Source organism: Burkholderia stagnalis (assembly GCF_039848545.1).
In the GTDB taxonomy this organism is placed as follows: domain Bacteria; phylum Pseudomonadota; class Gammaproteobacteria; order Burkholderiales; family Burkholderiaceae; genus Burkholderia; species Burkholderia stagnalis.
In genome coordinates this window covers 1,363,531-1,389,135 of sequence record NZ_CP156685.1, presented here as the reverse complement: position 1 = coordinate 1,389,135, position 25,605 = coordinate 1,363,531, and the positions used below count along the sequence as shown (strand labels likewise).

Here is a 25,605-nt window from a genome sequence, read left to right as displayed (position 1 = left end):
AGCTCGGGCGCTGCCGCGTGGCGGTTCAGACGTGGAAATGCGACGGCGTGCGAGTGCGGCGGAATGCGGCGAGGACGACGTCACGCGTCCTGTTCCTGGCCGAGGTCGCGTTGATAGTCGAGCCCTTCCGGGCGGGTTCCGCCCTGGTTGTGATCGCCGTCGTGCGGCGCCGTGGCGGGCGCGCCGGCGGGCGGCGCGGAAGGTGCGTCGGGGCGCGGCCGCGAGCGGCCGGCGCCCGCATCGGGCGATGACTGCGCAGGCCGCCGCGAACGGCGCATGGCTGGGTGTCTCATGGGCAAAACGGCGCGCGGCCGTCGTCGAAACATTCCATATCAAAACAGTCTAGGCACGAACCTCGCACCCCAAGGTAACAATTGCCTTCAATTTGTAACGTTTCGACCCTTCGTCGATCTTCTGCCGGACAATGGCGCCGCGCGCGCACGCGAGGCCGCCGCCGCCGATTTGTCAAAGCTTTGCAGTTTTCCTATGACAATTGAGAAACAATGGCACGGCATGAGCGCACGCATGCATCGACGCTCACCCAGACAGGACTCGCACTCAGGGATGAACCTCCGTTTCGAACTGCCACGCCGGGCCATGCCGGCGCGCATCGTGCTGGCCGCGGCCGCCGCGGCCGCCCTGCTGTCCGGCTGCAATTCGCTGTACAGCGAAGGCGCGACAGCCGGCGCCGGCATCGCGGGCGCCGCGATCGCCTCCAAGGTCACCAACAACGCCGCCGTCGCGACGGGCATCGGCCTCGGCGCGGTTGCCGGCGCGCGCGCGGGCGTCCAGTACACGCAGCGCGTCGCGCACCGCTATACGCAGGCGCAGATCGCGACGGCGGCCGGGCCGCTCGACGTCGGCGGCGTCGCGCCGTGGACCACCAACCATTCGTTCCCGATCGAGGACGACGAGCACGGCCGCGTAACGGTCAGCCGGATGATCAGCATCGGCCCGCTCGACTGCAAGGAAATCGTCTTCTCGGTCGATACGCCGGCGAAACCCGATGCCGCCGCGCAATCGGCGTTCTACGTCGCGACCATCTGCCGCGACGGCCCGCAGTGGAAATGGGCGTCTGCCGAGCCGGCGACCGAACGCTGGGGCGCGCTGCAATGAGCGTCGCGCTCCGCCTTGCGTGGCTCGGCGCGCTGTGCGCGGCCGGCGCCGCCCTGTCCGGCTGCAGCTCGGTCGGTGCGGCGAGCGGCGCGCTCGCGGGCGCGGCGACCGGCCTCGTCACCGCGAACCCGGCCGTCGGCGTCGGGGTCGGCATCGCCGTGCAGGCGGCCACCGACGAGGCCGTGAAGCGCACGATGAAACAGCTCCATCAGAACCAGCAGGACGCGATCGCGCAGACGGCCGGCGGCCTCGCGGTCGGTGAAGTGAAAGCGTGGAAGGTGAAGAACACGATTCCGCTCGAGAACGGCGAAGGCGAAGTGCGGGTCACACGCGCGTATTCGACCGCGCTCGCGCTGTGCAAGGAATTCGCATTCTCGATGAAGGACGGCAACAAGGCCGACTGGTATTTCGCGAGCGCGTGCCAGCAGGGCCCGCGCTGGAAGTGGGCATCGGCCGAGGCGGCCGTCGCCCGCTGGGGCAACCTGCAGTAACGGCAACGCGGCGGGCCGCGCCTCGCGCGCGGCGCCCGCCGCTGCCGGGCCAGGCGGCCCGCTCCGTCGCTCAGGACTCGACGTCATGATCCAAGAATTAAACCAGAGGCGCCGCGATCGATCTTCCGTTCTCGGCACGCGACAACGCAAAAACGAGCTTTACCGCCTGCGCCCTGCCGCTTGACGCGCGGCTGACGGGACACGTGTCGCACCACCGCCCGCAAGCTGGCGGATTCCCTGGTTTGCCGCGCCCCCAAAACGGCTGCATGCCTCCATTGTCTCAGATCGACACCATTTCGAAGTCCTCCTTGCCGACACCGCATTCCGGACACTTCCAGGCGGCCGGAATGTCTTCCCAGCGCGTTCCCGGCGCAATGCCGTCGTCCGGCGCACCGTCTTCTTCCGAATAAATCCAGCCGCACACCAGACACATCAGCGTGCGCATCTTTACTGCAGTCGTGCTCATTCCGCCAGCTCCCCAGAATTCGACGTATGTCGCGTCACAAATTCGCGCACCTGCTCGCGCACCTTCGCATCCGACAGAATCCGCCCATGCCCCGTGCCTGGCGCCGGCGACAGCGTCGCTTCCGGCAGGCTCGCCACCACCCGCTGCGCTTCGCAGTACGGCACGACCGGATCGGCCGGGTCGTGCACCACCAGCACCGGCACATTGATCGACGCGCCTCGCGCCGGAATGTCCCAGTGGCTCACCGGCACGCCATTGCGCGCCAGCAGTTCCGTATAGACGCGCTCGACCACCGGACGCGGCAATGCCACGTCGCTCGACCAGCGCTCCAGCACCTCGGTCAGGGCGCTGGTCGGCGCGATCAGGACGATGCAGCGCAACGGCGCGCGACGCGCGTGTTCCGCCAATGCCGAGATCGCCGCGATCGAGCCGAGCGAATGCGCGATCACCACTTGCGCGCCTTCGATCGCATCCAGCACCGCGCCCGTCGCCCGGGTGAACTGCGTCATCGTCGTGTGCTTGCCCGGCGAGATCCCGTGCGCGGGCGCGTCAAACGCCGCCACCGAGAAACCCAGCGTCTGCATCGGCTTCACGAAGCTCAGCATGCTGCTGCTGTCGGTGCCCCACCCGTGCACAAGCAGCGCCCGCGACGCGCCACCCGCCCAGTAATACGCCCGGTCGATATCCGGATTGCCCTTGATCGACGTCACCTTCGCGCCGAGCGGTACGCGATCGCTGACAGGCAGCCCGTAGCCGCGCGTGAAGCCGAACGCGTCAGCCGCGCGCCGTCCCGCGGCGCGTGGCGCGAAGACGTTCAGCACCTGGTACGCGCGATGGCTGAGCCGCATGCCCAGCGATGGCGCGCGCGCCGTCTGCCGCGCGATCGGCGAGACGTCGGAAAGATCCGCGGCCGCCATCACCGGCCCTCCGTCGCGGCCGCCGCCGCATGCGCGCCGACCGGCACCTGCTCCCGGGACAGGCTCCGGTAGTAGCCCGACTCGGTATCGTAGAAGTGGCAGTGACGGATCACGTACCACAGCTCGCCGAACGTGAAGTCCTTCTCCCGGATCATCCCCGGAAACGCTTCCTTGAGCGCCGCCTGCGCCTTCGGCAGGTTGTAGAACGGCACGATCGGCGCGACGTGGTGCGCGGTGTGCACCGAGATGTTGTGCGTCAGGAAGTGCAGCCACTTCGGATACCGGTAGTCGGTCGTCACCAGCAGGCGGCTCGCGTTCGGCGTCCAGTGCTGCGACGGCAGGAACGGGATGTCATCCGACGTATGGTGCATCAGCGTCGTCGCGCTGAACCATGCGTGAATCGCGAGCCACGGCGCGACGAAATACAGGAACAGGCCCGTCACGCCGGTGAAATGGATCAGCGCCGCGAAGTAGACCACCGATACGATCAGCACGAACCCGATCGAGCGCCTCACGTCGCGCCGCATCTCGCGCTTCGGGTAGAAGCCGGGACGGAAGCCCGATTCCTTCCAGTAGCTCACCGTGCCCGCCCAGAACAGCCATTTGCGCGTGCCCGCGTATTCGAGGCGCTTGAGCAGCGGCATGCGGTCATACAACTGCGCGGGAATCGGGCGCCAGTCCGTGTCCATCTCCAGGTTGTTCGTGTTCGCGTGGTGCAGGTTGTGCGTGTGCTTCCAGGCGTAGAACGGATACAGCAGCGGCAGCAGCGAGAGATGCCCGATCACCAGGTTGAAGGGCCGCGAGCGCGAGAACGAGTTGTGCCCGCAGTCGTGCGCGATGCAGTGCAACCCCCAGCCACCCAGGCCGGCGATCAGCCACAGCGGGAGATAGAAAAGCCAGTGCGGCGCGTACGCGATGCCGACGAGCGCGCCGATATACACCGCATAGCTGACCACGAAACCGAGCACGCCGCGCCACGCGCGCGGCTCGTACAGCGATTTAGGGATCGCGTCGGCAAGCCGCACACCCTCGATTGCCTTCGATTTCTGCAGAAATTCCTCGAAACGCGCGGGCGGCGCGCTCGGAACGGTGTAAGTGTTCGCCATGTCGATCTCCCGATCACGTAGCCTGCAGGCCAAGCTCGGTCGCGAGGTGTCGCGCGAGTTCGTCGATGCTGCCGTGTTCGAACAGCAGCGCCGGAGACAGCCGATTCTCGACGACCTTCTCCAGATCGCCCGACACCTGCACCGCGACGATCGAATCGAGGCCGTATTCGTCGAAACGCTTGGCAGGATCGATGGCGGCGCGATCCACCTTCAACTGCCTGGCGAGCCGGTCGACAAGCCAGTTGCGGATCGACGCTTCCGTCAGCGGGCCAACGTCGGCGGCCGCGGCTTTCTTGCGGCCGAACAGGCCGCCCAGGATTCCAGCTTGAGACATTGTGCATACCCCTTTATACGAGAGAGACGAAAGAAACCACGACGAAAGTTTTCAATGCGGTTGCTTGGCGAGCTTGCGGATCGCCGCGGGCTCCGGCGAGCGCAGATCCCACACGACGCCCCCCTTGCCGAGTGTCCAGAGCACCCATGCGCTGAGATCCGGCTCGTACCACTTCACCGAATGGCGGTACGACGCGGGGAACGCGTGGTGGTTGTTCTGCAGGCCTTCGCCGAACGTGAGCACGGCGACCGGCCAGTTGTTCGCGCTGTTGTCGTCGGTCTTGAATGGCCGTCCGCCGAACATGTGGCAGACCGAGCCAACGCACCAGGCCGCCTGATTCGCCAGGAAAATCCGTGCGAAGCCGCCGAACAGCAGGCCGTTCCACGCGCCGTGCCAGGAGCCGCTCGCGACGCCGCCGATCGCTGCGGGCAGCACGAGGCCCAGCACGATCCACCATGCGTAGGTGCGGTGATAGAAGAACAGACGGCGATCGCGCAGCACGTCAGGGGCGAAGAAAGTCCAGCCCGACGTGTCCGGGGCCAGCATCCACGGCATGTGCGCATACCAGAGGCCCCGCAGCTTCGCGAACAGGCCCGTGCCGGCCAGGTTCGGCGAATGCGGATCGCCCTTCTGGTCGCTGTACAGATGATGGCGGCGGTGCGTCGTCACCCAGAACATGATCGGCCCTTGCGCCGCCATCGAACCGCAGATCAGCAACAGCCCCTCGAACCATTTCGAAGTGCGAAACGTCTTGTGCGCGAGATACCGGTGGAAACCCATCGTGATCCCGCCCATGTGCAGAAAATAGAACACCGCGAACAACACCAGGTCGGTGACGGCGAACTCACCCAGCACGAGTTGGCGCACCGCCAGCGCAAACCCGGCGAGTGGCACCAGCATCACGGCCAGTGCGGTGTAGCGTTTGACGCGCGCGCCGCTGCCTTGCAACGGCGAAACACCAGGGATCTGCCCGTCGGCGGCCGACAGCCCGCCGGCGGCAGTCACGCCGGGTGCAACCTGAGTCGACGAAGTCATGGAGGTCTCCAAGCGCTGATAAAAGAGTTAAGACGAAGTTGAGGGGTCGTGCGCACGACGCTTTGGGGCATAGCGCACCTCCGTGACAAGACCCAGCGCATCGAGCAGGCGGATGAACCAGGCGGACGGATCAAGCTGCCAGAACGCGTGATCGTTGTTGGCGTAGGCCGGCTGAGCGTGATGGTTGTTGTGCCACGCGCCGCCCACCGACACGATCGCCAGCAATCCGAAGTTTCTGCTGTGGTCGCGCGTCACGTGCGGCCGGGTACCGATCGTATGGCAAAGCGAGTTGACCGCCCAGGTCGACTGGTCGAGCAGGAAAATCCGCGCGAGGCCGCCCCACAGGAAGCCGCCCGTGGCCCCGACCAGGGCCTGCCCGGCGGGCGCAAGCAGTGCGCCTGCGAGTGCCGGAATTGCCAGGCCGAGCATGACCCACCAGCCGTACCGCAGGTTGAGATTGACGATCAGGCGGTCGCGCAGCAGATCGGCCACATAGGCGCTCCAGTTCTCGCGGCGCACCGTGAACAGCCAGCCCACGTGGCCGTGCCAGAAGCCCGCGAACCGGCTCAGCTTGCCGTGCCGGTTCGCGCGCGGGCGCGGCGAATGCGGATCGCCGTCCTGATCGGTGAACGCGTGGTGCATCCGGTGCGTGGCGGCCCAGAACAGAATCGGGCCCTGGGCGGCCATGCTGCCGAGCACGCCAAGCAGCACGGTGACGACCGGGCGGCCCTTGAATGCACGGTGAGAGAAATATCGGTGCATGCCGGTTTCGACACCAATCGCGGTCGAGAAATACATCACCACCAGCAGCACGAAATCGGTTGCGCGCACTCCATACATCCACGTATAGGCAATCGCCAGAGCGAAGCCAAGCGCGGGAAGCCCCACGGTCAGATAGGCAAGCCGGCGGGCTCGCACGTCGGTGTCGGCCTTCGCCGCGGGAGAGGCTTCCGGGGTGTATGAAGACAAAGAATCCGCTTTCGCCATGACTGGCTCCGAAGAAAGACAACGAGAGTGAAAACGACAATGCACGTTGTGTATTGCTTACGGGCTCGCCTTCAGCTCGCTCAGACTGCCTTGCAGGAACGCCTGCTTGCACGCTTGCCGGCGTACCTTGCCGCTCGTGGTGAGTGGAATCGCGCCGATCGGACACAGATGCACCACCGCGGGCGAAACGCCGTGGTCGCACGTGACGGCTCGCGTGATCGCCGCGCGCACCTCGCGCATTTGTTCGTGATTCAGACGGCGCGTGCGCTTGAGTTCCGCAACGATGATGAGCGACTCCTGCTGATCGTCGTTGATCGAAAACGCCACCACGCCGTTTGTGCGGATCGTCTCATGCGCCAGTTGCGCCGATCCCTCGATGTCGTTCGGATACAGGTTGCGCCCCGCGAAGATCACGACATCCTTGATCCGCCCCGTCACGAACAGTTCGCCGCGGTGCAGGAAACCGAGGTCGCCCGTGCGCAGGTAGCGCGACGGATCGCCCTTGCCATCGCCGATCGTCGCCGCGAAGACATCGTCACTGTCGGACCGGTTCAGATAGCCGGCCGCGACGTTCGGGCCGGAGAACCAGATTTCGCCGATGACCCGCTCCGGCAGCACGCGCTTCGTCGCGGGATCGACGATCAGTAGTTGATGGCCCGCCGCCACCGGCCCGCAGCCGACCAGCGTGGCGTGTCCGTGCACGTCCGATTCCGAGTTGCGCGGCTTGCACAGGCCGCGCGCGAGCGCATCCCTGTCGACGTCGATCAGCGTGATCGGCAAACGGCCCACTTTGCCGGATACATACAGTGTTGCCTCCGCCATGCCGTAGCATGGCACCACGGCGCGGCGCTCGAAGCCATGTCGGCCGAAGCGCTCGAAGAAACGCTCGAGCGTGGCGAAACTCACCGGCTCCGCTCCGCAGAACACGTGCTGCAAGGAGCTCAGATCGAGCGTGGCTGCTTCTTCTTCGCTGACGTTGTCGACGCACAGATCGAACGCGAAATTCGGCGCGACGCTCGTTGTCACCCGATAGTCGGTGATCGCCTTGAGCCAGCGATACGGACGCTGGACGAAATGCTGCGGCGACAGGATCACGAGCGGAAAGCCGCTGAACACCGAGAGCAGCAGTGCGCCCATCAGCCCCATATCGTGATACGGCGGCAACCAGGTGCAGCCGACACGATCCGGATCATCGCCGAGCCGTTCGGCGATCACCGCGCAGTTGCTGACGAGATTCGCGTGCGTAACGACGACCCCCTTGGGCTCGCCCGTCGATCCCGACGTGTACTGGAGCAACGCGGGCCGCTCCAGATTGACATCCTTCGCAATCATGCTCCGGATGTCATGCGTACATGCACCGATATCGCTAAAGGAACTCTCGTCCACCGTCAGCAAGACAGGCGTCGCGCGCTGGCCAGAATAGAGATTATCGAGATGCTGTTGCAGCGAGCCGTGCAGTTTGCCGGCGATCACCACGTCGGGATGCGCGTCGCGGCAAATCGACCCGAAGCGCGCGACCGCGCGGGAACCTGCGGGCGGAAACGACGGCACGGCGGTGGCGCCCGCCAGCAGGATGCCGAACAGCGCGGCGACATAGTTCAGGCCGGGTTCGAGCAGCAGCAGTACGCGCCGTTCGTGCAGCGGGTACTGCAGCACCAGGTTGCGCACGTGGACGGCAGCGGCGGCGAACTGGCGATAGGACCAGCTCACGACATCGTCCTCGCCGTCGCGCAGGAAGTGGAATGCGATCTGCTCCGGCGTACGGTCGGCGCGCTCGCAAAGAATATCGAGCAGGGACAAAGCACTGCATTCCGCCTGCAGCGTCGGGATGTGGGGGCCGTTCATATCTCTATATCTCTCTATCCAATCAGGAGCGGAATCGCCCCATCGCCCGACTCGAAGTACGACGCATCGGGAAACGAGATCGTTCGTGCTTGCATACGCGCTTGAAACAGTGAGACGACGGACCAAAGGCACATCGCCATTGCCATGACCTTCACTTGCTGCGAATCCTCTCGGTGGTCGAGAGACTTGCCATTCCCCGCGGCGCCTGGCGACCAACCCAAAGGCTCGGTGTTGTGGGGCTCGTCGTCGGCGCGGCTTTTTCGCGCGCCTCCGTAGAGGATCATCGAGTCGCCGCAGACGATGGAGCGGGATGTCGATCGTCGGCGCCGCGCGGCTCGAGCCGCCTGAACGCTCCTGGAGTCGCCACACTCATTGCCGGAACACTCAACGAATTGCAGCGAGCCTGCTCACTATCCGCCGGAAGGCATCGTTAAAGATCGCGGTACAAAGCCCATTCAATTAACTGCTTTGCAGTTCGCCTTGCTCCAGCTGATTGAAATTCATCGCCGCCGCAGGATTGGCTTCCATTCCACCCAATTTCCTTAAAATCGCTCGCGCAGCGAGGCCTCCCTTATCGGTTACCAGATGAACGACGGATGTGCGATCACTCCAGTTCCGCTGCACTTCTTCACATATCGCTATATCCTCATCGACCGTCCGCACGATTTGCTGGGCAATTATTTCACTCAATTTATCGTTGCCGATATCAAAATCGCGGTACAGTCCGGTCCACATGTGGCAGGTTGATTCGGTTTCCGGAGTAAACAGGCCGAAGGTACGCGTTTTGATTACCAGGTCACTCTTCACGTTCGGCAGCGTCACCGTGGTCTCGATCCATGTATGGCCCACTGGACGAAAGACAGAATCCTGAACGCGATCCATGGTGTCCGACTTGAGGATTGCCTTAAACAAGGGCGAACAGGCTTCACCCGGCATCACGCGCCGAATTCGCACCTCATCCCCCTTCACGAGCATCTCCGTGCTGGCCGCCGTAACAGCCTCCGACGCAACGGTGTTGGGATGCACGAATAACACATGCGACGCATCCAGAAAATTATCCACACCGAGTCGATAATCCGTTTTCGCGTGCATATAAAACATGGTGCCGGCATGCGAATCGGATTCAATATCGGACAACTCCGGAATATCCGGGAGTTTCCCAGCGGGTTCCTTCCCGATCCAGATCCACACAAATCCATGATTTTCCGCAACCGTATAGGATTGCAGATGAGCGCGCTGGGGAACGACTGCCTGACTCGGAATATGGACGCACGTACCTTGTGCCGAAAACTCCATGCCGTGATAGGGGCACTGAATGTTGCCTTCAATGACCCGACCTTTGGACAATGGCGCCTGACGATGGGGACATCGATCCGGCAATGCCGCGATTTGACCACCGTGGGTTCGGTAGAACACTATCTGCTCGGCGCAAATGGTACGACCAAGCGGCTTTTCCTCTATTTCTTTTGAAAGAGCCGCTATGTACCATTGATTTTGCAAGAACATGCTATCCCCTCGATTTTAATCTCGACAACACAAGAATTCCATCTCCACGGGCGCGCCTGCGCAAAACTCCGGAAATCTCGCCCGCCGCACCAACCCATCCCTTATATTTGTTTTACTGATTTGCGGTACTAATTGACCGAACGCAGACCTTGGCCTGCGAAACAGCCAATTAACAGCTTACAAAAATCATCGCGAAGCTCGATATTTCAGCGGCGGAGATTGGCGACTATCGAGATATTGTGTTATACGCGCTCGATGAGCGTCGCAATACCTTGGCCTCCGCCAATACACATCGAGATCAATGCGGTCGATTTACCCCTGCGCTCCAGTTCATCAAGCGCCGTTCCAATTAGGATGGCCCCGGTGGCTCCCAGCGGATGACCTAAGGCAATAGATCCACCATTGACGTTTACGCGCGCCGGATCAATTTCGAGCTGGCGAATCGCTTGCAGCACGACTGCAGCGAAAGCCTCGTTAATCTCCCAAAGATCAATATCATTCGGGTGCATGCCGGCCATCCTCAATGCCTTCCGACTAGCCAATGCAGGCGCCGTGAGCATAATCAATGGCTCGCTCCCGACCGTGGCAACCGCACGGATACGGGCAAGTGGCTTCAATCCGTGAGCTTTTACGTAGTCCTCGGATGCAATTGCCACAGCTGCAGCGCCATCAACGATGCCACTGGAATTGCCAGCCGTATGAATATGCCGAATCGTCCCCGCCTGGGGATATGCGGCAACGGCAATTTGGTCAAGGGTTTCACCATTCGGACCGGCAGCCTGGCGGCCCAATGCTTCGAAGGACGGCTGCAATGCCGCCAGCCCTTGTGCTGTCGTATCCGGACGGGGAAACTCGTCTCGGGTCAGCAGCAATTCTCCCGTGAACGGGTCACTAACAGGGACGAGCGAACGATTGAACCGACCTTCGTTGATCGCGACCGCGGCATTTTCCTGAGAGCGCAGCGCCCACGCGTCGACATCTTCCCGACTAAAGCCTTCCAGCGTAGCGATCAGATCGGCGCTAATTCCCTGAGGGACTTGAAAAACGCGCTCGCGCAGCTTGATATTGCCGGCATCTTGGCCACCACCATCCGCTCCGAGACCAAACTGCGACATGCTTTCCACGCCGCCCGCAACGACGAGCTGCTGTGCACCGGATGCAACCCCCATCGCCGCAAAGTTGACAGCCTGAAGCCCTGATCCGCAGAATCGATTAAGCGATACGCCCCCGATCTCTTGTGGCCACCCCGCAGCCAACACGGAATTCCGCGCAATATTCGCGCCTTGCGCGCCGATCTGGGACACTGCGCCGACCACTGCGTCATCGACATCGCGCACATCGAAATCAGATCTCTTGGGCAACTCCCTGAGAACGCTCGCCAGTAGCTCTTGCGGATGCACGCCCGTCAATGCGCCTTTGCCAATTTTGCCTTTTCCGCGTGGCGTGCGCGCCGCACCGACAATGTAGCTGTTCGCAATCAATTCATCGCTCCGTTAATTGAATTTCAGAACTCTCAATTGCTCACCCGAGCCGAGATGCGCGCCATCCGGCGCCCAAGCGTCTAGGCGTTCCAGCAGCCAGCCGTCATGTCGGCAGATGTCGGTGCGGGCGCGCAGTAACACCCACGGTGAGGAAGCCGCACTCAAACCGTTGCCTGGTGTCACCGTGAGCGCGACAGTAGGGATCGCGACCGGACTATTGAATACCGCTGAATAAGAAGGTGCGAGTGCATCCATGAGCACGATCAGCCGCTTGTCATCCGGCGGAAGATCATCATCGACCAGGCGAATCCACGCGACCAGTTCAGGCTCGGCGCCTCCCATGTATGGCCGGGCGCTGCCCACTGGCCGGATTTCGGTATGTCGCGCAAACGGCACGAATTCAGGCGGAACGGTGAATATCGGGCACTCGAATGCCGGCGGTACGGCTGGCATCTCAGGTGACATGGATTTCACGCCTTTCATTACATCCTGCGTATTTGAGACGGAAAATATTGCACTAGCCGAAACAGCTACATTTTCGCCGTCAAACGCATGCGCGCCCAGCCACGACACATTTTTTCCCACACCCTGTTCTGACACATTCAGTTTGAATGGCTCTCGCAGCGAACGGCGAAATTGCCCCGATACCTGCTGCAGAATGCGTCCTTCCGACCTGCGTTGCATAGCGGCTGTCATGAGACTCAATGCCAAACCGCCATGAATGCCGCCCCACCCCCACCAGGATTGGTCCAGCCCGATTAGCGCTTCAGGCTGTGATGCGTCCCAAAGCTGCGCGACGGTTGCTCTTAGGTCAAAAGATTCCAAACTTCGACTCCCTAGTTGAACTCAATCCAGGATGGCGTCGGCCCGCTTCGCTAGACCTGGTTTGCGGCCGATTTGAAAGGCCTAAACCTCTCAAGCTAATGCCGATGTATTCGACGGAAAAGCGCCGTTAAGAGCGTTGCGTTTAGAACATTCTATTGTTGCGCCGGAATCGGAACAGTCGTTAGACTACCCTAGACCTGTTCAGAAATTCGCTCCGAAATACTCGTAACCATTCGCGGTAGCTACACATCGGTAGCCAAAGAGGGCATATGAAAGGACGACCGAGGGCCCGGATCACATTGACGGATCAGGAGCTAATTCAATTAAAAGCACTCGCGGAAAGCGACGAGGTGACGCCGTCTGTCGCGTTGAGGTCGAAAATTGTTTTGGCTTGCGCCGATACGGCGGATAACAAGGTCGTCGCGGACAAGCACGGCGTCAACGAACGAACAGTGAGAAAATGGCAGGCGCGCTTCAACAGCGAACGCATCGCTGGTTTGTACGATGCGCCGAGGCCAGGAGCCCCCCGCACGATTGACGACGAGCGTATTGTTCAGGTGAAGGCCTTGGCCTCGAGATCCGGCACCGTGCGGCCGAGCATGGCGCAGATCGCGCGTGCTTCTGGAATCTCCAGATCGACGGTCGCACGCATAAGAAATTCGATCGACAGTAAAGTTGCATCCCCCGCGGTAACGCCGAGTATCGAAATATTGAAGATCAGGCGTTTGGCCAAGATTGTTGGCGTATACGCCGATCACCATGTCAAGATCGTTGTTATTGCAATCGACGAATCGCTGAACTCGGACTTCCGTATCGACATAGCCGGCGATTTGGATATCGAGGTATCCGGCAATGACCAGCTTCTGGAGCAAACGCTTAATGCTTTGCTCATCGAGATCAAAAGAATCAATTTATCGTTAGCCCCGGCCGAGACGGACAAGTCCGTGGCCGACTTCGTCGATGTCATGTGCCGCAGCGCACATGCATCGGAGCTGCATGTGTTCATCATCGGAGACGCCGTCGATTTGACCGCCTTGGTATCGGCACGTCAACAAGAGAACCCCAAAAGCAAGGTGCATGGACTGCGCGACGACATACAACTCGGTCGCCGCATGGCGGACGCAGTGTACGGGCGATCGCTTGCCGGCCATTCGCTGAGTGCACGGATGATGCCGCGCAGCCTTATGCGGGCCCTCGCGACGTACCTGGAAGGTGAAGCGAGTACAAGCGTGCACGGGTTCTTCTGCTGGATTCAAACCCGCGACGAACCGACGGAGCACGGCGCCTCCCGGCTGACCGCACCAGCAGCTGGAATCCATGCGCCGATCCTCGAAGACATCACGGGCAGCGGAGGGCCTGTCGATAAATTGGTGCTGGCGTTCGACATGGCGCCTATTGGCTTGCTAGTGACAAGCCGTCGGATCATCGAGGCTTGCAACCACGCGTTCAGCGCAATGTTTGGCTACGACAGGCATGCGCTCATTGGCAGCTCGCTTGAAGCGCTCTATCCATCGCCGGAAGAATTTCTACGTCATGGCCGCCGCATATTTGTTGCGTTGAGCGACACCGACATCTACTCCGACGAGCGGATCATGCGGCGGATCGATAACACGCTGTTCTGGTGTCGTGTCTCAGGCCGCGCGCTCAAGCGCGGTGACCCACATGCCGCAGCGGTGTGGACATGCGAGGATATTTCGACAAGCCGTCGCATTTCGGTCGATCTAACGACACGAGAACGGGAAATCGCTCACCTTATCGTACGAGGGAAAAGCACCAAGCATATCGCCAAGGAACTCCTTATTAGTCCTCGAACGGTGGAGGCGCATCGCGCCAGGCTAATGCGGAAGTACGGCGTGCGAGGTGCCGGGGAATTGATGTCACATTTGATTGGTGCACTTACGACAAAGACGTAAGCGACTCGCGAGGGCCGTGGATATTTGACGGGCAGGCGCAGAGGAAGGCGGCACCATGCCGCGCGCGGACATCGCGATGACCTTGGCGTCGAACCCGGTGAAGCGCCGCTCGCCTTTGGCAATCAGCACCGGATCGAACGTCCCTTCGCGGTCGCGCGAAATCTCGACGTCGAGCAGGTCGTCGTCGGGCGCGACGCGCTTGCGGCTCGCGCCAGGGCGATGGTTGGCGCTGCCAGCCGGCTTGGCCCCTCCTTCCGTTAGCCGTGCCGCGGTAAAACCTTGCTTTGCCATCCTCGCCTGCAGGCAGGCACGATATCGGCAAATTGCGCGAACACAAAGGCATCCAGGCCAACGCAAAAACGTGAATCTCGCGAGCCAATCCTTTGATTCAATTAGATTTCCTCATATCGACGGATGCCGATCCATGCGCATCCGTTCGTGGTCTTCAGGACTCGACGTCCTCGAGACTGAAGATCTCGGTCTGGTCGTTGTACGAGAAGATCTCGCCGTAGCGGCCCCAGTCGATCACCGCGTCGAGCGTCTCCTCGGCGGCGCCGTCCGACAGGGAATCCTCGAGCTCCTGCTCGAAGCGCACGCGCGGCGCGCGATGGCCCGGACGCTCGTTGAGCACCTTCTTGATCCGCGCCGCGAGCGGCACGTGCTTCAGCAGGTGATCCGCGAACATCAGCTTGCGCTCCTGCGTGCCGAATTCCGCGAACACGCGCCCCGGCGGCGTCAGGAACACGTCCCCTTCCCGCACGTCGGCGAAACCGAGGTACTGCAGCACTTCGGCGATCGGGAACAGGTCGTCCACCTCCAGATGCAGCGTGCGCGCGATTTCCGGCATGTCCGCGCGGCCGTGGTACGGCGGCGCGGCGAGCGTCTCGATCAGGCCGGCCATCAGGTTGGTCGACACCTGCGGCAGCCAGCTGCCGAGTTCGAGCCCCTTCTTGGTCGCCTCGCCGATCTGGCGGGCCGTCATCTTCGCGTAGATGTCGTCGACGAGCCGGCGGAACGCCGGGTCGAGACGGTTGCGCGGGTGCTTGAACGGCACCTTGATCTCGGCGATCACGCGGCCCGGGTTCGACGACAGCACGAGGATCCGGTCGCACATGAACACGGCTTCCTCGATGTTGTGCGTGACGATCAGCACCGACTTGATCGGCATGCGGCCTTGCGTCCACAGGTCGAGCAGGTCGGTACGCAGCGTCTCGGCGGTCAGCACGTCGAGCGCCGAGAACGGTTCGTCCATCAGCAGGATCGTCGGATCGACGACGAGCGCGCGCGCGAAGCCCACGCGCTGGCGCATGCCGCCCGACAGCTCGCGCGGATACGCGTTCTCGAAGCCGTCGAGACCGATCAGGTCGATCGCCGCGAGCGCGCGTTCGCGCCGCTCGCGCGCGCCGACGCCGAGCGCCTCGAGGCCCGCTTCCACGTTCTGCAGCACGGTGAGCCACGGGAACAGCGCGAAGGTCTGGAACACCATCGCGACGCCTTCGGCCGGGCCGCGCAGCGGCTTGCCGAGATAGGTGACCTCGCCGCCCGTCGGTTCGATCAGGCCGGCGATGATGCGCAGCAGCGTCGACTTGCCCGAGCCGGAACGGCCGAGCAGCCCGACGATCTCGCCTTCGCGCAGCGACAGGTTCGCGCCGTCGAGCACGAGCAGTTCGCCCTGCGTCTTGTTGAAGCCGCGGCTGACGTCGTCGACGCGCAGGATTTCGTCACCGAGTTTCGGCGGCATCGGCTGCGTCTGAACGGGGGCGTTTACAGCATTCGGATTGTGCATCGCGTTTCGCTCTCAATCAGTTTCAGTCAAGTCGCAGCTTCGATTCGGCATACGCATACAGCGGGCGCCACAGCAGGCGGTTGAACAGGGTCACGAACAGGGACATCACGGTGATGCCCATGATGATCTTCGGAAAATCGCCGGCGGCGGTGGTCTGCGCGATATAGGCGCCGAGGCCGTGCGCCTCGATCTTGGTGCTGCCCCACTGCACTGCTTCCGACACGATGCTCGCGTTCCACGCGCCGCCCGACGCAGTGATCGCGCCCGTCACGTAATACGGGAAGATGCCCGGCAGGATCGCCTGGCGCCACCACTGCCAGCCGCGGATGCGGAAGTTCGTCGCCGCCTCGCGATAATCGTTCGGATAGGAGGTTGCGCCGGCAATCACGTTGAACAGGATATACCACTGGGTGCCGAGCACGATCAGCGGCGACAGCCAGATGTCGGGATTCAGGTGGAAGTGCGCGATCAGGATCACGAACACCGGGAACAGCAGGTTCGCCGGGAACGCGGCCAGGAACTGCGCGAGCGGCTGCATCTTCTCGGCGAGCGCCGGGCGCAGCCCGATCCACACGCCGATCGGCACCCAGATCACCGACGCGATCGCGATCAGCACCACCACCCGCAGCAGCGTGATGAGCCCCAGAGTGAACACGTGGCCGACCTCGGCCATCGTCACGCCGGTCGCCACGAAGCTGACCACGCGCCAGACGACGTAGGCCGTGCCGACCAGCACGAGGATCGCCCACGCGATATCGGCGGCGAACGACGCCTTCCTCTCGACGCGCGGCAGCGTGAAGCGCACCGAGCCCGACACCGGCAGGCGCAGCGGAATCCGCGCGGCCTTCGCGAAGAACCAGCCGGCCGGCACCAGCAACTGGTGGATCAGCCGCGTGCGGCGCACGAGGTCGAGCAGCCACGATTCGGGCGCGTTGCCGGAGCTCGTGGTTTCCATCCGGAACTTGTCGGCCCACGCGACGAGCGGGCGGAACAGCAGCTGGTCGTACGCGAGGATCACGACGGTCATCGCGAGAATCACCCAGCCGATCGCGCCGAGGTTCTTGTCGCCGATCGCCTGCGCGAGATACGCACCGATGCCCGGCAGCGTGATCGTGTGGTTGCCGACCGTGATCGCCTCCGACGCGACCACGAAGAACCAGCCGCCCGACATCGACATCATCATGTTCCAGATCAGGCCCGGCATCGAGAACGGCACCTCGAGCTTCCAGAAGCGCTGCCACGACGTCAGGTGGAAGCCGCGCGACACTTCGTCGAGATCGCGCGGCACCGTGCGCAGCGACTGGTAGAAGCTGAACGTCATGTTCCACGCCTGGCTCGTGAAGATCGCGAAGATCGCGGCCAGCTCGGCGCCGAGCACGCGGCTCGGGAACAGCGCGAGGAAGAACGTCACCGTAAACGAGATGTAGCCGAGCACCGGCACCGACTGCAGGATGTCGAGGATCGGCACGAGCACCATCCCGGCGCGGCGGCTCTTCGCGGCGAGCGTGCCGTATACGAGCGTGAACGCGAGCGACGCGACCATCGCGGCGAGCATCCGCAGCGTCGTGCGCAGCGCGTACTCGGGCAGGTTCGACGGATCGAGCGAGATCTTCTGCGTCTGCAGGGTCGCGATCGGCGCCATCGTTTCGTGGAAACCGACGACCGCCATCGCGATCAGGCAGATGATCAGCGGAAAGGCGATGAAATCCCACCGGTTCGGCAGGACGCGCCACGCGGACGCATTGGCGATCCGGTTCGGATCGAATCCGATGATGGCCATCAGGCGCGCTCCCCGGTTAGGCCGAACGAATTGATGTTTGAGGCCGGCAGACGATGTTGATTCATGGCAAGGCGCGCGGGCGCGGTAATTCGTTCTGACTCGCTTAGTAAGGCGGACGCAAGGCGCCGCACGTGCACGCTGCGCCGCCGTGCACAGGTTCCGGTCGAGCCGGCCTGCGACGGCACGACACTACTACAACCTGCATTTCAGGCACAACCTTCCGGATCGGTACGATGGAACCGTCTGCGGCAGCGGACGAATCGGGCCCGGAGCGGGCTGGCGGCGGACGGATCGGCGCGGACACGCCATCGCGCCGCGCACCGGCGCTCGACGTGCAGGCCCGAATTATGCCGCGATCCGGCGCGGCCGTGAACCCGCCCGCCGCCCGGCCGGCGAAACCGTGCGCCCGGTCAGGCGCCGAACCAGCCTAAGCGGGTATGATCGGGGCTGGCCCCTATAGGGATTGATCGACGAGCGGGAGGAAGGGAATGGCAGGAAACTTGGTGATCGTCTGCCGCGATCAGGATGCCGACGCGTTTTACGAGCTGATGCAGGAATACGGTTCGTTCCAGACGCGGCTGTCGTCGACGGCCTGGTACCTGAACATGAATATCGTGCCGGAATCGCTGCAGGAGGAAATCCTCGAGCGCCTCGGCCGGTATACGACTGTGTACATCTTCGAGGCCACCAGCGTGACCTACAACACGATCGACAGCAACGCCGCCGAGACGCTCGGCACGCTGTTCGGCGAATGACGCGCCGCGCGGCGGCCGGCCTCGCCGGCGCCGCGCGCCCCGCTCACGCGGCCTGCGCGTGCACTTCGTCCTTCGGCACCGCGTCGAACGGGAATTGCATCTCGACGCGCAGGCCGCCCTCCGGCCGATTGCCGATCTCGCACGTGCCGCCCAGCCGCAATACCAGCCGCTCGACGATCGCCAGGCCGAGGCCGCTGTGCCCGTTGCCGCCGCGCGCCGGGTCGAGGCGCACGAACGGGCGCGCGGCAGCCGCGAGATCGCGCGGCGCGATGCCGCCGCCGTGGTCGCTCACGGCCAGCACGTAGCCGGTCGCGGTGCGCTCGGTTTCCACGATGACGGGCGGCGCGCCGTACGCGTGCGCGTTGTCGAGCAGGTTCGACAGGATCCGGTCGAGCGTCGCGGTCGGCAGCCGGAAGCCCGGATCCGCCGCGAGACGGGTTTCGACCGCCGGCGCGTTCGGCGCGACCGCGCGATAGGTGCGCGCGACCCGCTCGCAGGCCTGGTCGACCGGCACCGGCTCGCTGCGGTCGCTGCCGCCGTGCGCGAACACGAGGAACTGGTCGACGATGTGCGACATCGAGTCGACATCGCGCACGACGCCGTCGCGCAGCCGCGCATCGTCCATCATCTCCGCGCGCAGGCGCATCCGCGCCAGCGGCGTGCGCAGGTCGTGCGCGACGCCGGCCAGCATCACCGCGCGGTCGTTCTCGGTGCGCGACACCTGCTCCACCATCTGGTTGAAGCCGCGCGTGAGCTGGCGCAGCTCGCGCGGGCCGCGCTCGCGCACCGGCGGCACCGGCTGGCCGCGGCCGAAGCGGGCAACCGCGCGCGCGAGCGAGCGCAGCGGCTGCTGCAGCTGCCATGCCGCGAACAGCGCGGCGACCACGCCGGCCGAAAAGATCGTCCCGAGCCAGATCAGCATCCGGTCGAGCGAGCGCGGCGGCCGCAGCGGCTGCACCGGCACGACGATCCAGTTTCTGTCGCTCGGCTCCTTGACCCACAGCACGGGCGGATGGCCGGGCGTGCCGATCTCGACCCGCGTGCCGGCCGGCATCCGGTCGCTCACGTCGTCGCGGAAGCGCTTGAGCGGCGGCGGCAGCTTGTCGTCCGGCGCCGGCACGTCCGGGCTGTCGGGCGGAACGAGCCGCACGCGCGACGGCAGCGGCTGGTCCGGCGTGCGGGCGACGTGCTGGCGCACCGCGTCGACCAGGAACGCAGCCTCCTCGACCGCGTAGCGCGTCTGCATCTGGTTGCGCTCGAGCCGCATCGCGAAATACCACGCGAAGTGCGACAGCAGCAGCACCCCGACGACCAGCAGCGCCAGCCGCCCGAACAGCGAATCAATGGGCTTGCGCATGGGCCTCGCCGTCGGGCACGAACACGTAGCCGCGCCCGCGCACCGTCTGGATGAAGCGCGGCGTCGACGGATCCGACTCGAGGATGCGGCGCAGGCGCCACACCTGGACGTCGATGCCGCGGTCGGTGCCGTCGTATTCGGGGCCGTGCAGCAGCTCGAGCAGCCGCTCGCGCGTGAGCGTGCGCAGCGCGTGGTTCACGAAGATCTTCAGCAGCGCGAATTCGCTGCTCGACAGCGTCGCCGGCTTGCCGTCCACCGACAGCGTGCGCGCCTGGAAATCGAGCACGAAGCGGCCGAACGCGTACGGCTCGCGCTGTTCGGGCGCGGCGGCCGACGGCGTCGCGCGGCGGCGCCGCAGCACCGCCTGGATGCGCGCGAGCAGCTCGCGCGGGTTGAACGGCTTGCCGAGGTAGTCGTCCGCGCCGAGTTCGAGCCCGACGATGCGGTCGACATCGTCGGCGCGCGCGGTCAGCATGATCACGGGGATGTCGTCGCCGGCCGCGCGCAGTTGCCGCAGCGCAGTGAGGCCGTCCACGCCCGGCATCATCAGGTCCAGCACGATCAGGTCGGGGCGCTCGCGCTCGAGACGCTTCTCGAGCGTCGCCGCGTCATGCAGCACGGACACTTCCATGCCCTGGCGAACGAGGTAGTCGCGCAACAGGTCGCGCAGTTCTTGGTCGTCGTCGACGATGAGGATCTGGGTAGTCATGGCTCGAAGTTTACCGCGCAAGCGCAGCCGCAAAGAACGATACAAAGGGATGAAAGGGTTACTGCGGATTACCGCGCAAGGGAACTGTAATGCGCGGTAAACCCGCCGACGGCCGCCGTAACACCCGCCGCCGGACGCGCCGCTAACCTCCGTCTTACCGGATGCGGCCCCGTGCTCCCGCTCGCTGCCGCATCGCCGGACCCTTTCGAACAGGAGTTTCTGAAATGTATAAGAAGACATCCCGGGTGGCCATGGCCGCCGCTACCGTGCTCGCTCTCGCATTCGGCGCCGCCCATGCGGCCCCGCCGGCCGACGCGCCGCCGCCCGGCGGCCCGGGCATGCACCCGATGCACGAACACGGCGGCGGCCCGTTCGGCGCGATCCTGCGCCTGCACGACCAGCTGAAGCTTACGGCCGCCCAGGAGCAGCAGTGGCAGGCCGCGGTCAACACGATGAAGCAGAACCGCGACGCGATGCACAAGGGGCACGAGCAGATGCGCGAGCAGTTCAAGGCGCAGCAGAACCAGCCGATCCTCGACCTGAACGCGATGCACGCGGCGCGCCAGCAGGCCGAGCAGCAGAACGCGCAGTTGCGCGAGCAGACGTCGGCCGCCTGGCTCGCGTTCTACAACGGCCTGAACGACCAGCAGAAGACGACGGTCAGCACCGCGATCAAGCAGCAGTACGCGCGGATGGAGCAGCGCCGCGAGAAGATGAAGGAGCGCTGGGAACAACACCGCCAGGCCGGCAAGGCCGCATCGGCGCCGGCGCAGTAAGCCGGCGGGCCCGCCGCGCGTCCCGGCGCGGCGGGCATGCGGACGCGCCCCGGCGGCCGTGCGGAGGCGCCCCCGTTATGCTCTTCACGCCCCGATAATCGGGGTTTTGGCCAGCCTGGCCCGGCATGATTTCCGCCTCGTTCAGGCGAGATCGAACAGCAGCACCTCGGCGTCCCGGCCGTGCGCGAGCGCGACCGCTTCCACTCCGGCGATCCGCGCGCCGTCGCCGCTGTCCAACGGCTCGCCGTTGACCTCCACCGCGCCGCGCGCAACATGCACATATACCCGGCGGCCCGCCGGCACGTCGAGCACCGCCCGCTCGTCGCCGTCGATCAGCCCCGCGTGGATCCGCGCGTCCGCGCGCATCGACACCGAACCGTCCTGCCCGTCCGGCGACGCGATCAGGCGCAGCCGGCCGCGCTTCTCGTGCGCCGCGAAGTGCTTTTCCTCGTAGCCCGGCCGGCCGCCCGGCGCGGTCGGCAGCAGCCAGATCTGCAGCAGATGCAGCGGCCGGTCGCGCGACGCGTTGGTTTCGCTGTGCACGACGCCCGTGCCGGCGCTCATCCGCTGCACGTCCCCGGGCCGGATGATCGACCCGTTGCCCATGCTGTCGCGGTGCGCGAGCGCGCCGTCGAGCACATACGTGACGATCTCCATGTCGCGGTGCGGATGCATGCCGAAACCGCGGGTCGGCGCGATCCGGTCGTCGTTCAGCACGCGCAGCGCGCCGAACTGGCGGTGCGCGTCGTCGCGATAGTCGGCGAACGAGAAGCTGTGGCGGGATTCGAGCCAGCCATGATTGGCATAGCCGCGATCGGCGGCGCGGCGGATCTGGAACATGGAGCGCTCCGTGCGATGTTTTCGAGATGCCGCCAATGTAGGAGTTTGCCGGAATCGCAACAATCCACCCGCGCGCACCGCATCGTTGCACGCCTGGAACCAATTCCAGGCCGATTCGTTGCGACTTCAACGACCGCCGCAACGGCGAACGCGTTCCGGGCCTGCTGCGTGGTCCGCCGCCAACGGAATCGCGCGCAAGCGTGCCGGAGCGCTGCCGGGGTAGCGCGTTCGGGTAAAATACCGCGCTTTTGGCGCCCGCCCGTGCGGCGGTTGCCGCCGCCAGGCCGCCGAACGCGAATTTTGGCTATCTAGAATACGGCGCGGCGCACGGCCCGACAGGCCCGGCGCACCGCCCCGGAATCTCAGTATCAAAGGATGGAAATGAAGAAGGCCGCCCTGTGCGCCGCCCTCGCCCTCGTGGCGGGCAGCGCCTTCGCGAAGGAGTGGAAGACCGTGCGGATCGGCGTCGACGCCAGCTACCCGCCGTTCGAATCGACCGCGCCGAGCGGCGAGATCGTCGGTTTCGACGTCGATCTCACCAAGGAAATCTGCAAGCGAATCAATGTCAAATGCGTGTGGGTGGCGCAGGATCTCGACGGAATCATCCCGGCGCTCAAGGCGAAGAAGTACGACATCATCGTGTCGTCGCTGACCGTGACGGACAAGCGCCGCGAGCAGATCGACTTCTCCGCCAAGGTGTACGACGCGCCCGCGCGCATGATCGCGAAGACCGGCTCGCCGCTGCTGCCGACCGTCGCGTCGCTGAAAGGCAAGCGCGTCGGCGTCGAGCAGGGTTCGACGCAGGAAACCTACGCGAAGGCGTACTGGGAACCCCAGGGCGTGACGGTCGTTCCGTACCAGAACCAGGACCAGGTCTACGCCGATCTCGGCTCGGGCCGCCTCGACGCAACGCTGCAGGACGAGCTGCAGGCCGACTACGGCTTCCTGCGCACGCCGCGCGGCAAGGGCTTTGCGTTCGCCGGGCCGGAAGTGAAGGATCCGAAGACGATCGGCGACGGCACCGCGATCGGCCTGCGCAAGGAGGACACCGACCTGAAGCTCAAGATCAACCAGGCGCTGGCCGACATGCACAAGGACGGCACGTACGACCGTCTGTCGCACAAGTATTTCGCGTTCAGCGTCTACTCCGCCCGCTGAGCGCCGGAGCAGAATAGGCAGTCAAACCACGCGCCGCCCGCACCCTCGCCCGCCGCCACCCGCGGCCGGCGAGCCCGGCGCCCCCGCCGGGGCGGACGGTCATGATACGCACGGGGCGTTCCGCGCAGGATGCGGGGCGCGTCTTTCGCGGCGCACCGGGTGCGCCGTCAAGGACCACATATGTTTCTTCAAGGTTACGGCCCGCTGATCCTCGCAGGCACCTGGCAAACCGTCAAACTGGCGGTGCTCTCGCTCGCGCTGTCGTTCCTCCTGGGCCTCCTCGGCGCGGGCGCGAAGCTGTCCCGCAACCGCGTCACGAACGGCATCGGCACCGTCTACACGACGCTGATCCGCGGCGTGCCCGACCTCGTGCTGATGCTGCTGCTGTTCTACAGCATCCAGATCTGGCTGAACCAGCTGACCGACCTCGCGGGCTGGGACCAGATCGACATCGACCCGTTCCTCGCCGGCGTGCTCGTGCTCGGCTTCATCTACGGCGCATACTTCACCGAAACCTTCCGCGGTGCGTTCCTGTCGGTGCCGCGCGGCCAGCTCGAGGCCGGCAGCGCGTACGGGATGACCAACTGGCAGGTGTTCTCGCGCATCATGTTTCCGCAGATGATGCGCTTCGCGCTGCCGGGCATCGGCAACAACTGGCAGGTGCTCGTGAAATCCACCGCGCTGGTGTCGATCATCGGCCTCGCCGATGTCGTGAAGGCGTCGCAGGACGCCGGCAAGGGCACGCTGCGGTTCTTCTTCTTCACGCTGATCGCGGGGGCGGTCTACCTGGCCATCACGACGATCTCGAACTTCGTGCTGATGTGGCTTGAAAAGCGCTATTCGACCGGCGTTCGCAAGGCAGACCTATGATCGACCTCATCCAAGAATACTGGCGCAACTATCTCTTCACCGACGGCTATCGCGTCACCGGCGTCGCGATCACGCTGTGGCTGCTCGTCGTGTCGATCGGGATCGGCTTCTGCCTGTCGGTGCCGCTCGCGGTCGCGCGCGTGTCGAAGAAGAAATGGCTGTCGGGCGCGGTGTGGCTCTACACGTACGTGTTCCGCGGCACGCCGCTCTACGTGCAATTGCTGCTGTGCTACACGGGCCTCTACAGCCTGCAGGCCGTGCGCGGCACGCCGATGCTCGACGCGTTCTTCCGCGAAGGAATGAACTGCACGCTGCTCGCGTTCACGCTGAACACCTGCGCGTACACGACCGAGATCTTCGCGGGCGCGATCAAGGCGACCACCTACGGCGAGATCGAGGCCGCGCGCGCGTACGGCATGTCGACCTTCACGATGTACCGCCGCGTGATCCTGCCGTCGGCGCTGCGCCGCGCGCTGCCGCTGTACAGCAACGAGGTGATCCTGATGCTGCACGCGACGACGGTGGCATTCACCGCGACCGTGCCGGACATCCTGAAGATCGCGCGCGACGTCAACTCGGCGACCTACATGTCGTTCCATGCGTTCGGCATCGCCGCACTGCTCTACCTCGCGATCTCGTTCACGCTCGTGTGGCTGTTCCGCCAGGCCGAGCGCCGCTGGCTCGCGTATCTGCGCCCGCAAGGCAAGTAAGTTTCCGCAGGACTATTGATGAATTCCCAGACTCAGAAGCTTTTCGTCGACGATCTCCACAAGCGGTACGGCAGCAACGAAGTGCTCAAGGGCGTGTCCCTGAAGGCGAACGCGGGCGACGTGATCAGCGTGATCGGCTCGTCCGGCTCCGGCAAGAGCACGATGCTCCGCTGCATCAACTTCCTCGAGCAGCCGAACGCGGGCCGCATCGTCGTCGACGGCGAGGAAGTGCGCACCGTGCCCGACAAGACCGGCGCGCTGCGCGCCGCCGAGCCGAAGCAGCTGCAGCGCGTGCGCACCAAGCTCGCGATGGTGTTCCAGCACTTCAACCTGTGGTCGCACATGAACGTGCTCGAGAACGTGATGGAAGCGCCCGTCAACGTGCTGAAGCTGAGCAAGCGCGAAGCCGAGGAGCGCGCGCGCGAATATCTCGAGAAGGTCGGCCTCGCGCCGCGCGTCGAGAAGCAGTATCCGTCGCATCTGTCGGGCGGCCAGCAGCAGCGCGTCGCGATCGCGCGGGCGCTGGCGATGCATCCGGACGTGATGCTGTTCGACGAGCCGACCTCCGCGCTCGATCCGGAACTCGTCGGCGAAGTGCTGAAGGTGATGCAGAAGCTGGCCGAGGAAGGGCGCACGATGATCGTCGTCACGCACGAGATGGGTTTCGCGCGCAACGTGTCGAATCATGTGATGTTCCTGCACCAGGGGCGCGTCGAAGAGGAAGGCGTGCCGTCCGACGTGTTCGCGAACCCGAAGAGCGAGCGCCTGCGCCAGTTCCTGTCGGGCAGCCTCAAGTAAGCCGCAACGGCTCACGCCGTCGTGCAAACGGGCGCCTCGCGGCG

25 protein-coding genes and 2 pseudogenes are annotated in these 25,605 nt (G+C 64.5%); 10 read left to right on the top strand and 17 right to left on the bottom strand.

Annotated elements, in window-relative coordinates; translation table 11 throughout:
• Window positions 1-80 precede the first annotated feature (80 nt).
• Window positions 81-278, bottom strand: coding sequence for a hypothetical protein (locus ABFO07_RS06605; RefSeq protein ID WP_059810752.1), 198 nt, complete (start codon window positions 276-278; stop codon window positions 81-83).
• A gap of 286 nt (window positions 279-564) precedes the next feature.
• On the opposite strand from ABFO07_RS06605, the gene ABFO07_RS06600 reads away from it, so the two are divergent.
• Window positions 565-1,116, top strand: a complete 552-nt coding sequence (locus ABFO07_RS06600) for a hypothetical protein (protein ID WP_059564491.1) — start codon at window positions 565-567, stop codon at window positions 1,114-1,116.
• On the top strand, window positions 1,113-1,607 hold the full coding sequence (locus ABFO07_RS06595) for a hypothetical protein (protein ID WP_347468571.1): 495 nt from the start codon (window positions 1,113-1,115) through the stop codon (window positions 1,605-1,607). The genes ABFO07_RS06600 and ABFO07_RS06595 overlap by 4 nt, the downstream gene beginning before the upstream one ends.
• Window positions 1,608-1,887: 280 nt before the next feature.
• Here the strand turns inward: ABFO07_RS06595 and ABFO07_RS06590 are convergent, their stop codons facing one another.
• The 10 genes from ABFO07_RS06590 to ABFO07_RS06545 all read right to left on the bottom strand — a co-directional run bounded on the left by ABFO07_RS06590 (window position 1,888) and on the right by ABFO07_RS06545 (window position 12,109).
• The gene (locus ABFO07_RS06590) at window positions 1,888-2,073 is read right to left on the bottom strand and encodes a rubredoxin (RefSeq protein ID WP_059564489.1); all 186 of its coding nucleotides are present in this window, start codon (window positions 2,071-2,073) and stop codon (window positions 1,888-1,890) included.
• Entirely contained in the window at window positions 2,070-2,990 is a 921-nt protein-coding gene (locus ABFO07_RS06585; RefSeq protein ID WP_347468569.1) for an alpha/beta fold hydrolase, read from the bottom strand. The genes ABFO07_RS06590 and ABFO07_RS06585 overlap by 4 nt, the downstream gene beginning before the upstream one ends.
• Window positions 2,990-4,096, bottom strand: a complete 1,107-nt coding sequence (locus ABFO07_RS06580) for a fatty acid desaturase (protein WP_059810749.1) — start codon at window positions 4,094-4,096, stop codon at window positions 2,990-2,992. Before ABFO07_RS06580 ends, ABFO07_RS06585 begins: the two co-directional genes overlap by 1 nt.
• A gap of 13 nt (window positions 4,097-4,109) precedes the next feature.
• Window positions 4,110-4,430, bottom strand: a complete 321-nt coding sequence (locus ABFO07_RS06575) for an acyl carrier protein (protein WP_059564486.1) — start codon at window positions 4,428-4,430, stop codon at window positions 4,110-4,112.
• A gap of 51 nt (window positions 4,431-4,481) precedes the next feature.
• Entirely contained in the window at window positions 4,482-5,465 is a 984-nt protein-coding gene (locus ABFO07_RS06570; protein WP_059564485.1) for an acyl-CoA desaturase, read from the bottom strand.
• A gap of 27 nt (window positions 5,466-5,492) precedes the next feature.
• Window positions 5,493-6,452 (bottom strand): acyl-CoA desaturase, encoded by a 960-nt coding sequence (locus ABFO07_RS06565; protein ID WP_059883964.1) that lies wholly within the window; start codon window positions 6,450-6,452, stop codon window positions 5,493-5,495.
• Window positions 6,453-6,509: 57 nt separating this feature from the next.
• A complete protein-coding gene (locus ABFO07_RS06560) occupies window positions 6,510-8,423 on the bottom strand; it encodes a fatty acyl-AMP ligase (RefSeq protein ID WP_230954326.1) in 1,914 nt (637 codons plus the stop codon).
• 333 nt (window positions 8,424-8,756) lie between these two features.
• Window positions 8,757-9,803, bottom strand: coding sequence for an aromatic ring-hydroxylating dioxygenase subunit alpha (locus ABFO07_RS06555; protein ID WP_081063219.1), 1,047 nt, complete (start codon window positions 9,801-9,803; stop codon window positions 8,757-8,759).
• 242 nt (window positions 9,804-10,045) lie between these two features.
• Window positions 10,046-11,281 carry an acetyl-CoA C-acetyltransferase gene (locus tag ABFO07_RS06550; RefSeq protein WP_060160321.1) on the bottom strand — a complete coding sequence of 412 codons (1,236 nt, stop codon included), beginning with the start codon at window positions 11,279-11,281 and terminating at the stop codon, window positions 10,046-10,048.
• A 15-nt stretch (window positions 11,282-11,296) separates the two neighbouring features.
• Window positions 11,297-12,109: an acyl-CoA thioesterase domain-containing protein gene (locus ABFO07_RS06545; RefSeq protein WP_347468567.1), complete on the bottom strand. Its 813-nt coding sequence runs from the start codon at window positions 12,107-12,109 to the stop codon at window positions 11,297-11,299.
• 269 nt (window positions 12,110-12,378) lie between these two features.
• On the opposite strand from ABFO07_RS06545, the pseudogene ABFO07_RS06540 reads away from it, so the two are divergent.
• Both ABFO07_RS06540 and ABFO07_RS06535 read left to right on the top strand, forming a co-directional pair.
• Window positions 12,379-12,750: pseudogene (locus ABFO07_RS06540) on the top strand (helix-turn-helix domain-containing protein); the annotation flags it as partial.
• A gap of 744 nt (window positions 12,751-13,494) precedes the next feature.
• On the top strand, window positions 13,495-14,022 hold the full coding sequence (locus ABFO07_RS06535; RefSeq protein ID WP_059810763.1) for a PAS and helix-turn-helix domain-containing protein: 528 nt from the start codon (window positions 13,495-13,497) through the stop codon (window positions 14,020-14,022).
• A gap of 54 nt (window positions 14,023-14,076) precedes the next feature.
• On the opposite strand, the pseudogene ABFO07_RS06530 reads toward ABFO07_RS06535, so the two are convergent.
• The 3 genes and pseudogenes from ABFO07_RS06530 to ABFO07_RS06520 all read right to left on the bottom strand — a co-directional run.
• Window positions 14,077-14,274 (bottom strand): annotated as a pseudogene (locus ABFO07_RS06530) (transposase); the annotation flags it as partial.
• A gap of 193 nt (window positions 14,275-14,467) precedes the next feature.
• On the bottom strand, window positions 14,468-15,808 hold the full coding sequence (locus tag ABFO07_RS06525; RefSeq protein WP_059564481.1) for an ABC transporter ATP-binding protein: 1,341 nt from the start codon (window positions 15,806-15,808) through the stop codon (window positions 14,468-14,470).
• Between the two features lie 22 nt (window positions 15,809-15,830).
• Window positions 15,831-17,588 carry an ABC transporter permease gene (locus ABFO07_RS06520; protein ID WP_060017507.1) on the bottom strand — a complete coding sequence of 586 codons (1,758 nt, stop codon included), beginning with the start codon at window positions 17,586-17,588 and terminating at the stop codon, window positions 15,831-15,833.
• Window positions 17,589-18,076: 488 nt separating this feature from the next.
• Here ABFO07_RS06520 and ABFO07_RS06515 point away from each other — a divergent pair, with 488 nt between their 5' ends.
• Window positions 18,077-18,343, top strand: a complete 267-nt coding sequence (locus tag ABFO07_RS06515) for a hypothetical protein (protein WP_014896379.1) — start codon at window positions 18,077-18,079, stop codon at window positions 18,341-18,343.
• Window positions 18,344-18,386: 43 nt separating this feature from the next.
• Here ABFO07_RS06515 and ABFO07_RS06510 read toward each other — a convergent pair whose 3' ends face one another.
• On the bottom strand, window positions 18,387-19,700 hold the full coding sequence (locus ABFO07_RS06510) for an ATP-binding protein (RefSeq protein WP_059564479.1): 1,314 nt from the start codon (window positions 19,698-19,700) through the stop codon (window positions 18,387-18,389).
• Window positions 19,684-20,409, bottom strand: a complete 726-nt coding sequence (locus ABFO07_RS06505; RefSeq protein ID WP_059564478.1) for a response regulator — start codon at window positions 20,407-20,409, stop codon at window positions 19,684-19,686. The genes ABFO07_RS06510 and ABFO07_RS06505 overlap by 17 nt, the downstream gene beginning before the upstream one ends.
• A 224-nt stretch (window positions 20,410-20,633) precedes the next feature.
• Between ABFO07_RS06505 and ABFO07_RS06500 the strand changes: the two genes are divergently transcribed.
• Window positions 20,634-21,185 carry a periplasmic heavy metal sensor gene (locus ABFO07_RS06500; protein WP_059564477.1) on the top strand — a complete coding sequence of 184 codons (552 nt, stop codon included), beginning with the start codon at window positions 20,634-20,636 and terminating at the stop codon, window positions 21,183-21,185.
• Window positions 21,186-21,326: 141 nt separating this feature from the next.
• Here the strand turns inward: ABFO07_RS06500 and ABFO07_RS06495 are convergent, their stop codons facing one another.
• Window positions 21,327-22,025 (bottom strand): pirin family protein, encoded by a 699-nt coding sequence (locus ABFO07_RS06495; protein WP_059891850.1) that lies wholly within the window; start codon window positions 22,023-22,025, stop codon window positions 21,327-21,329.
• A 381-nt stretch (window positions 22,026-22,406) separates the two neighbouring features.
• Here ABFO07_RS06495 and ABFO07_RS06490 point away from each other — a divergent pair, with 381 nt between their 5' ends.
• The 4 genes from ABFO07_RS06490 to ABFO07_RS06475 all read left to right on the top strand — a co-directional run bounded on the left by ABFO07_RS06490 (window position 22,407) and on the right by ABFO07_RS06475 (window position 25,561).
• Entirely contained in the window at window positions 22,407-23,183 is a 777-nt protein-coding gene (locus tag ABFO07_RS06490) for an ABC transporter substrate-binding protein (RefSeq protein WP_060017563.1), read from the top strand.
• A gap of 180 nt (window positions 23,184-23,363) precedes the next feature.
• On the top strand, window positions 23,364-24,053 hold the full coding sequence (locus ABFO07_RS06485) for an ABC transporter permease (RefSeq protein ID WP_017333842.1): 690 nt from the start codon (window positions 23,364-23,366) through the stop codon (window positions 24,051-24,053).
• A complete protein-coding gene (locus ABFO07_RS06480; RefSeq protein ID WP_059564475.1) occupies window positions 24,050-24,763 on the top strand; it encodes an ABC transporter permease in 714 nt (237 codons plus the stop codon). Before ABFO07_RS06485 ends, ABFO07_RS06480 begins: the two co-directional genes overlap by 4 nt.
• 18 nt (window positions 24,764-24,781) lie before the next feature.
• The gene (locus tag ABFO07_RS06475; RefSeq protein WP_017333844.1) at window positions 24,782-25,561 is read left to right on the top strand and encodes an ABC transporter ATP-binding protein; all 780 of its coding nucleotides are present in this window, start codon (window positions 24,782-24,784) and stop codon (window positions 25,559-25,561) included.
• Window positions 25,562-25,605 lie beyond the last annotated feature (44 nt).

What these genes read in the sequence shown, in the direction of transcription:
- ABFO07_RS06510 (WP_059564479.1), bottom strand. Translation starts at nt 19,700, where the DNA reads ATGCGCAAGCCCATTGATTCGCTGTTCGGGCGGCTGGCGCTGCTGGTC.
- ABFO07_RS06605 (WP_059810752.1), bottom strand. Translation starts at nt 278, where the DNA reads ATGCGCCGTTCGCGGCGGCCTGCGCAGTCATCGCCCGATGCGGGCGCC.
- ABFO07_RS06520 (WP_060017507.1), bottom strand. Translation starts at nt 17,588, where the DNA reads ATGGCCATCATCGGATTCGATCCGAACCGGATCGCCAATGCGTCCGCG.
- ABFO07_RS06525 (WP_059564481.1), bottom strand. Translation starts at nt 15,808, where the DNA reads ATGCACAATCCGAATGCTGTAAACGCCCCCGTTCAGACGCAGCCGATG.
- ABFO07_RS06475 (WP_017333844.1), top strand. Translation starts at nt 24,782, where the DNA reads ATGAATTCCCAGACTCAGAAGCTTTTCGTCGACGATCTCCACAAGCGG.
- ABFO07_RS06600 (WP_059564491.1), top strand. Translation starts at nt 565, where the DNA reads ATGAACCTCCGTTTCGAACTGCCACGCCGGGCCATGCCGGCGCGCATC.
- ABFO07_RS06565 (WP_059883964.1), bottom strand. Translation starts at nt 6,452, where the DNA reads ATGGCGAAAGCGGATTCTTTGTCTTCATACACCCCGGAAGCCTCTCCC.
- ABFO07_RS06505 (WP_059564478.1), bottom strand. Translation starts at nt 20,409, where the DNA reads ATGACTACCCAGATCCTCATCGTCGACGACGACCAAGAACTGCGCGAC.
- ABFO07_RS06570 (WP_059564485.1), bottom strand. Translation starts at nt 5,465, where the DNA reads ATGACTTCGTCGACTCAGGTTGCACCCGGCGTGACTGCCGCCGGCGGG.
- ABFO07_RS06580 (WP_059810749.1), bottom strand. Translation starts at nt 4,096, where the DNA reads ATGGCGAACACTTACACCGTTCCGAGCGCGCCGCCCGCGCGTTTCGAG.
- ABFO07_RS06590 (WP_059564489.1), bottom strand. Translation starts at nt 2,073, where the DNA reads ATGAGCACGACTGCAGTAAAGATGCGCACGCTGATGTGTCTGGTGTGC.
- ABFO07_RS06500 (WP_059564477.1), top strand. Translation starts at nt 20,634, where the DNA reads ATGTATAAGAAGACATCCCGGGTGGCCATGGCCGCCGCTACCGTGCTC.
- ABFO07_RS06480 (WP_059564475.1), top strand. Translation starts at nt 24,050, where the DNA reads ATGATCGACCTCATCCAAGAATACTGGCGCAACTATCTCTTCACCGAC.
- ABFO07_RS06515 (WP_014896379.1), top strand. Translation starts at nt 18,077, where the DNA reads ATGGCAGGAAACTTGGTGATCGTCTGCCGCGATCAGGATGCCGACGCG.
- ABFO07_RS06585 (WP_347468569.1), bottom strand. Translation starts at nt 2,990, where the DNA reads ATGGCGGCCGCGGATCTTTCCGACGTCTCGCCGATCGCGCGGCAGACG.
- ABFO07_RS06575 (WP_059564486.1), bottom strand. Translation starts at nt 4,430, where the DNA reads ATGTCTCAAGCTGGAATCCTGGGCGGCCTGTTCGGCCGCAAGAAAGCC.
- ABFO07_RS06555 (WP_081063219.1), bottom strand. Translation starts at nt 9,803, where the DNA reads ATGTTCTTGCAAAATCAATGGTACATAGCGGCTCTTTCAAAAGAAATA.
- ABFO07_RS06495 (WP_059891850.1), bottom strand. Translation starts at nt 22,025, where the DNA reads ATGTTCCAGATCCGCCGCGCCGCCGATCGCGGCTATGCCAATCATGGC.
- ABFO07_RS06485 (WP_017333842.1), top strand. Translation starts at nt 23,364, where the DNA reads ATGTTTCTTCAAGGTTACGGCCCGCTGATCCTCGCAGGCACCTGGCAA.
- ABFO07_RS06535 (WP_059810763.1), top strand. Translation starts at nt 13,495, where the DNA reads ATGGCGCCTATTGGCTTGCTAGTGACAAGCCGTCGGATCATCGAGGCT.
- ABFO07_RS06490 (WP_060017563.1), top strand. Translation starts at nt 22,407, where the DNA reads ATGAAGAAGGCCGCCCTGTGCGCCGCCCTCGCCCTCGTGGCGGGCAGC.
- ABFO07_RS06595 (WP_347468571.1), top strand. Translation starts at nt 1,113, where the DNA reads ATGAGCGTCGCGCTCCGCCTTGCGTGGCTCGGCGCGCTGTGCGCGGCC.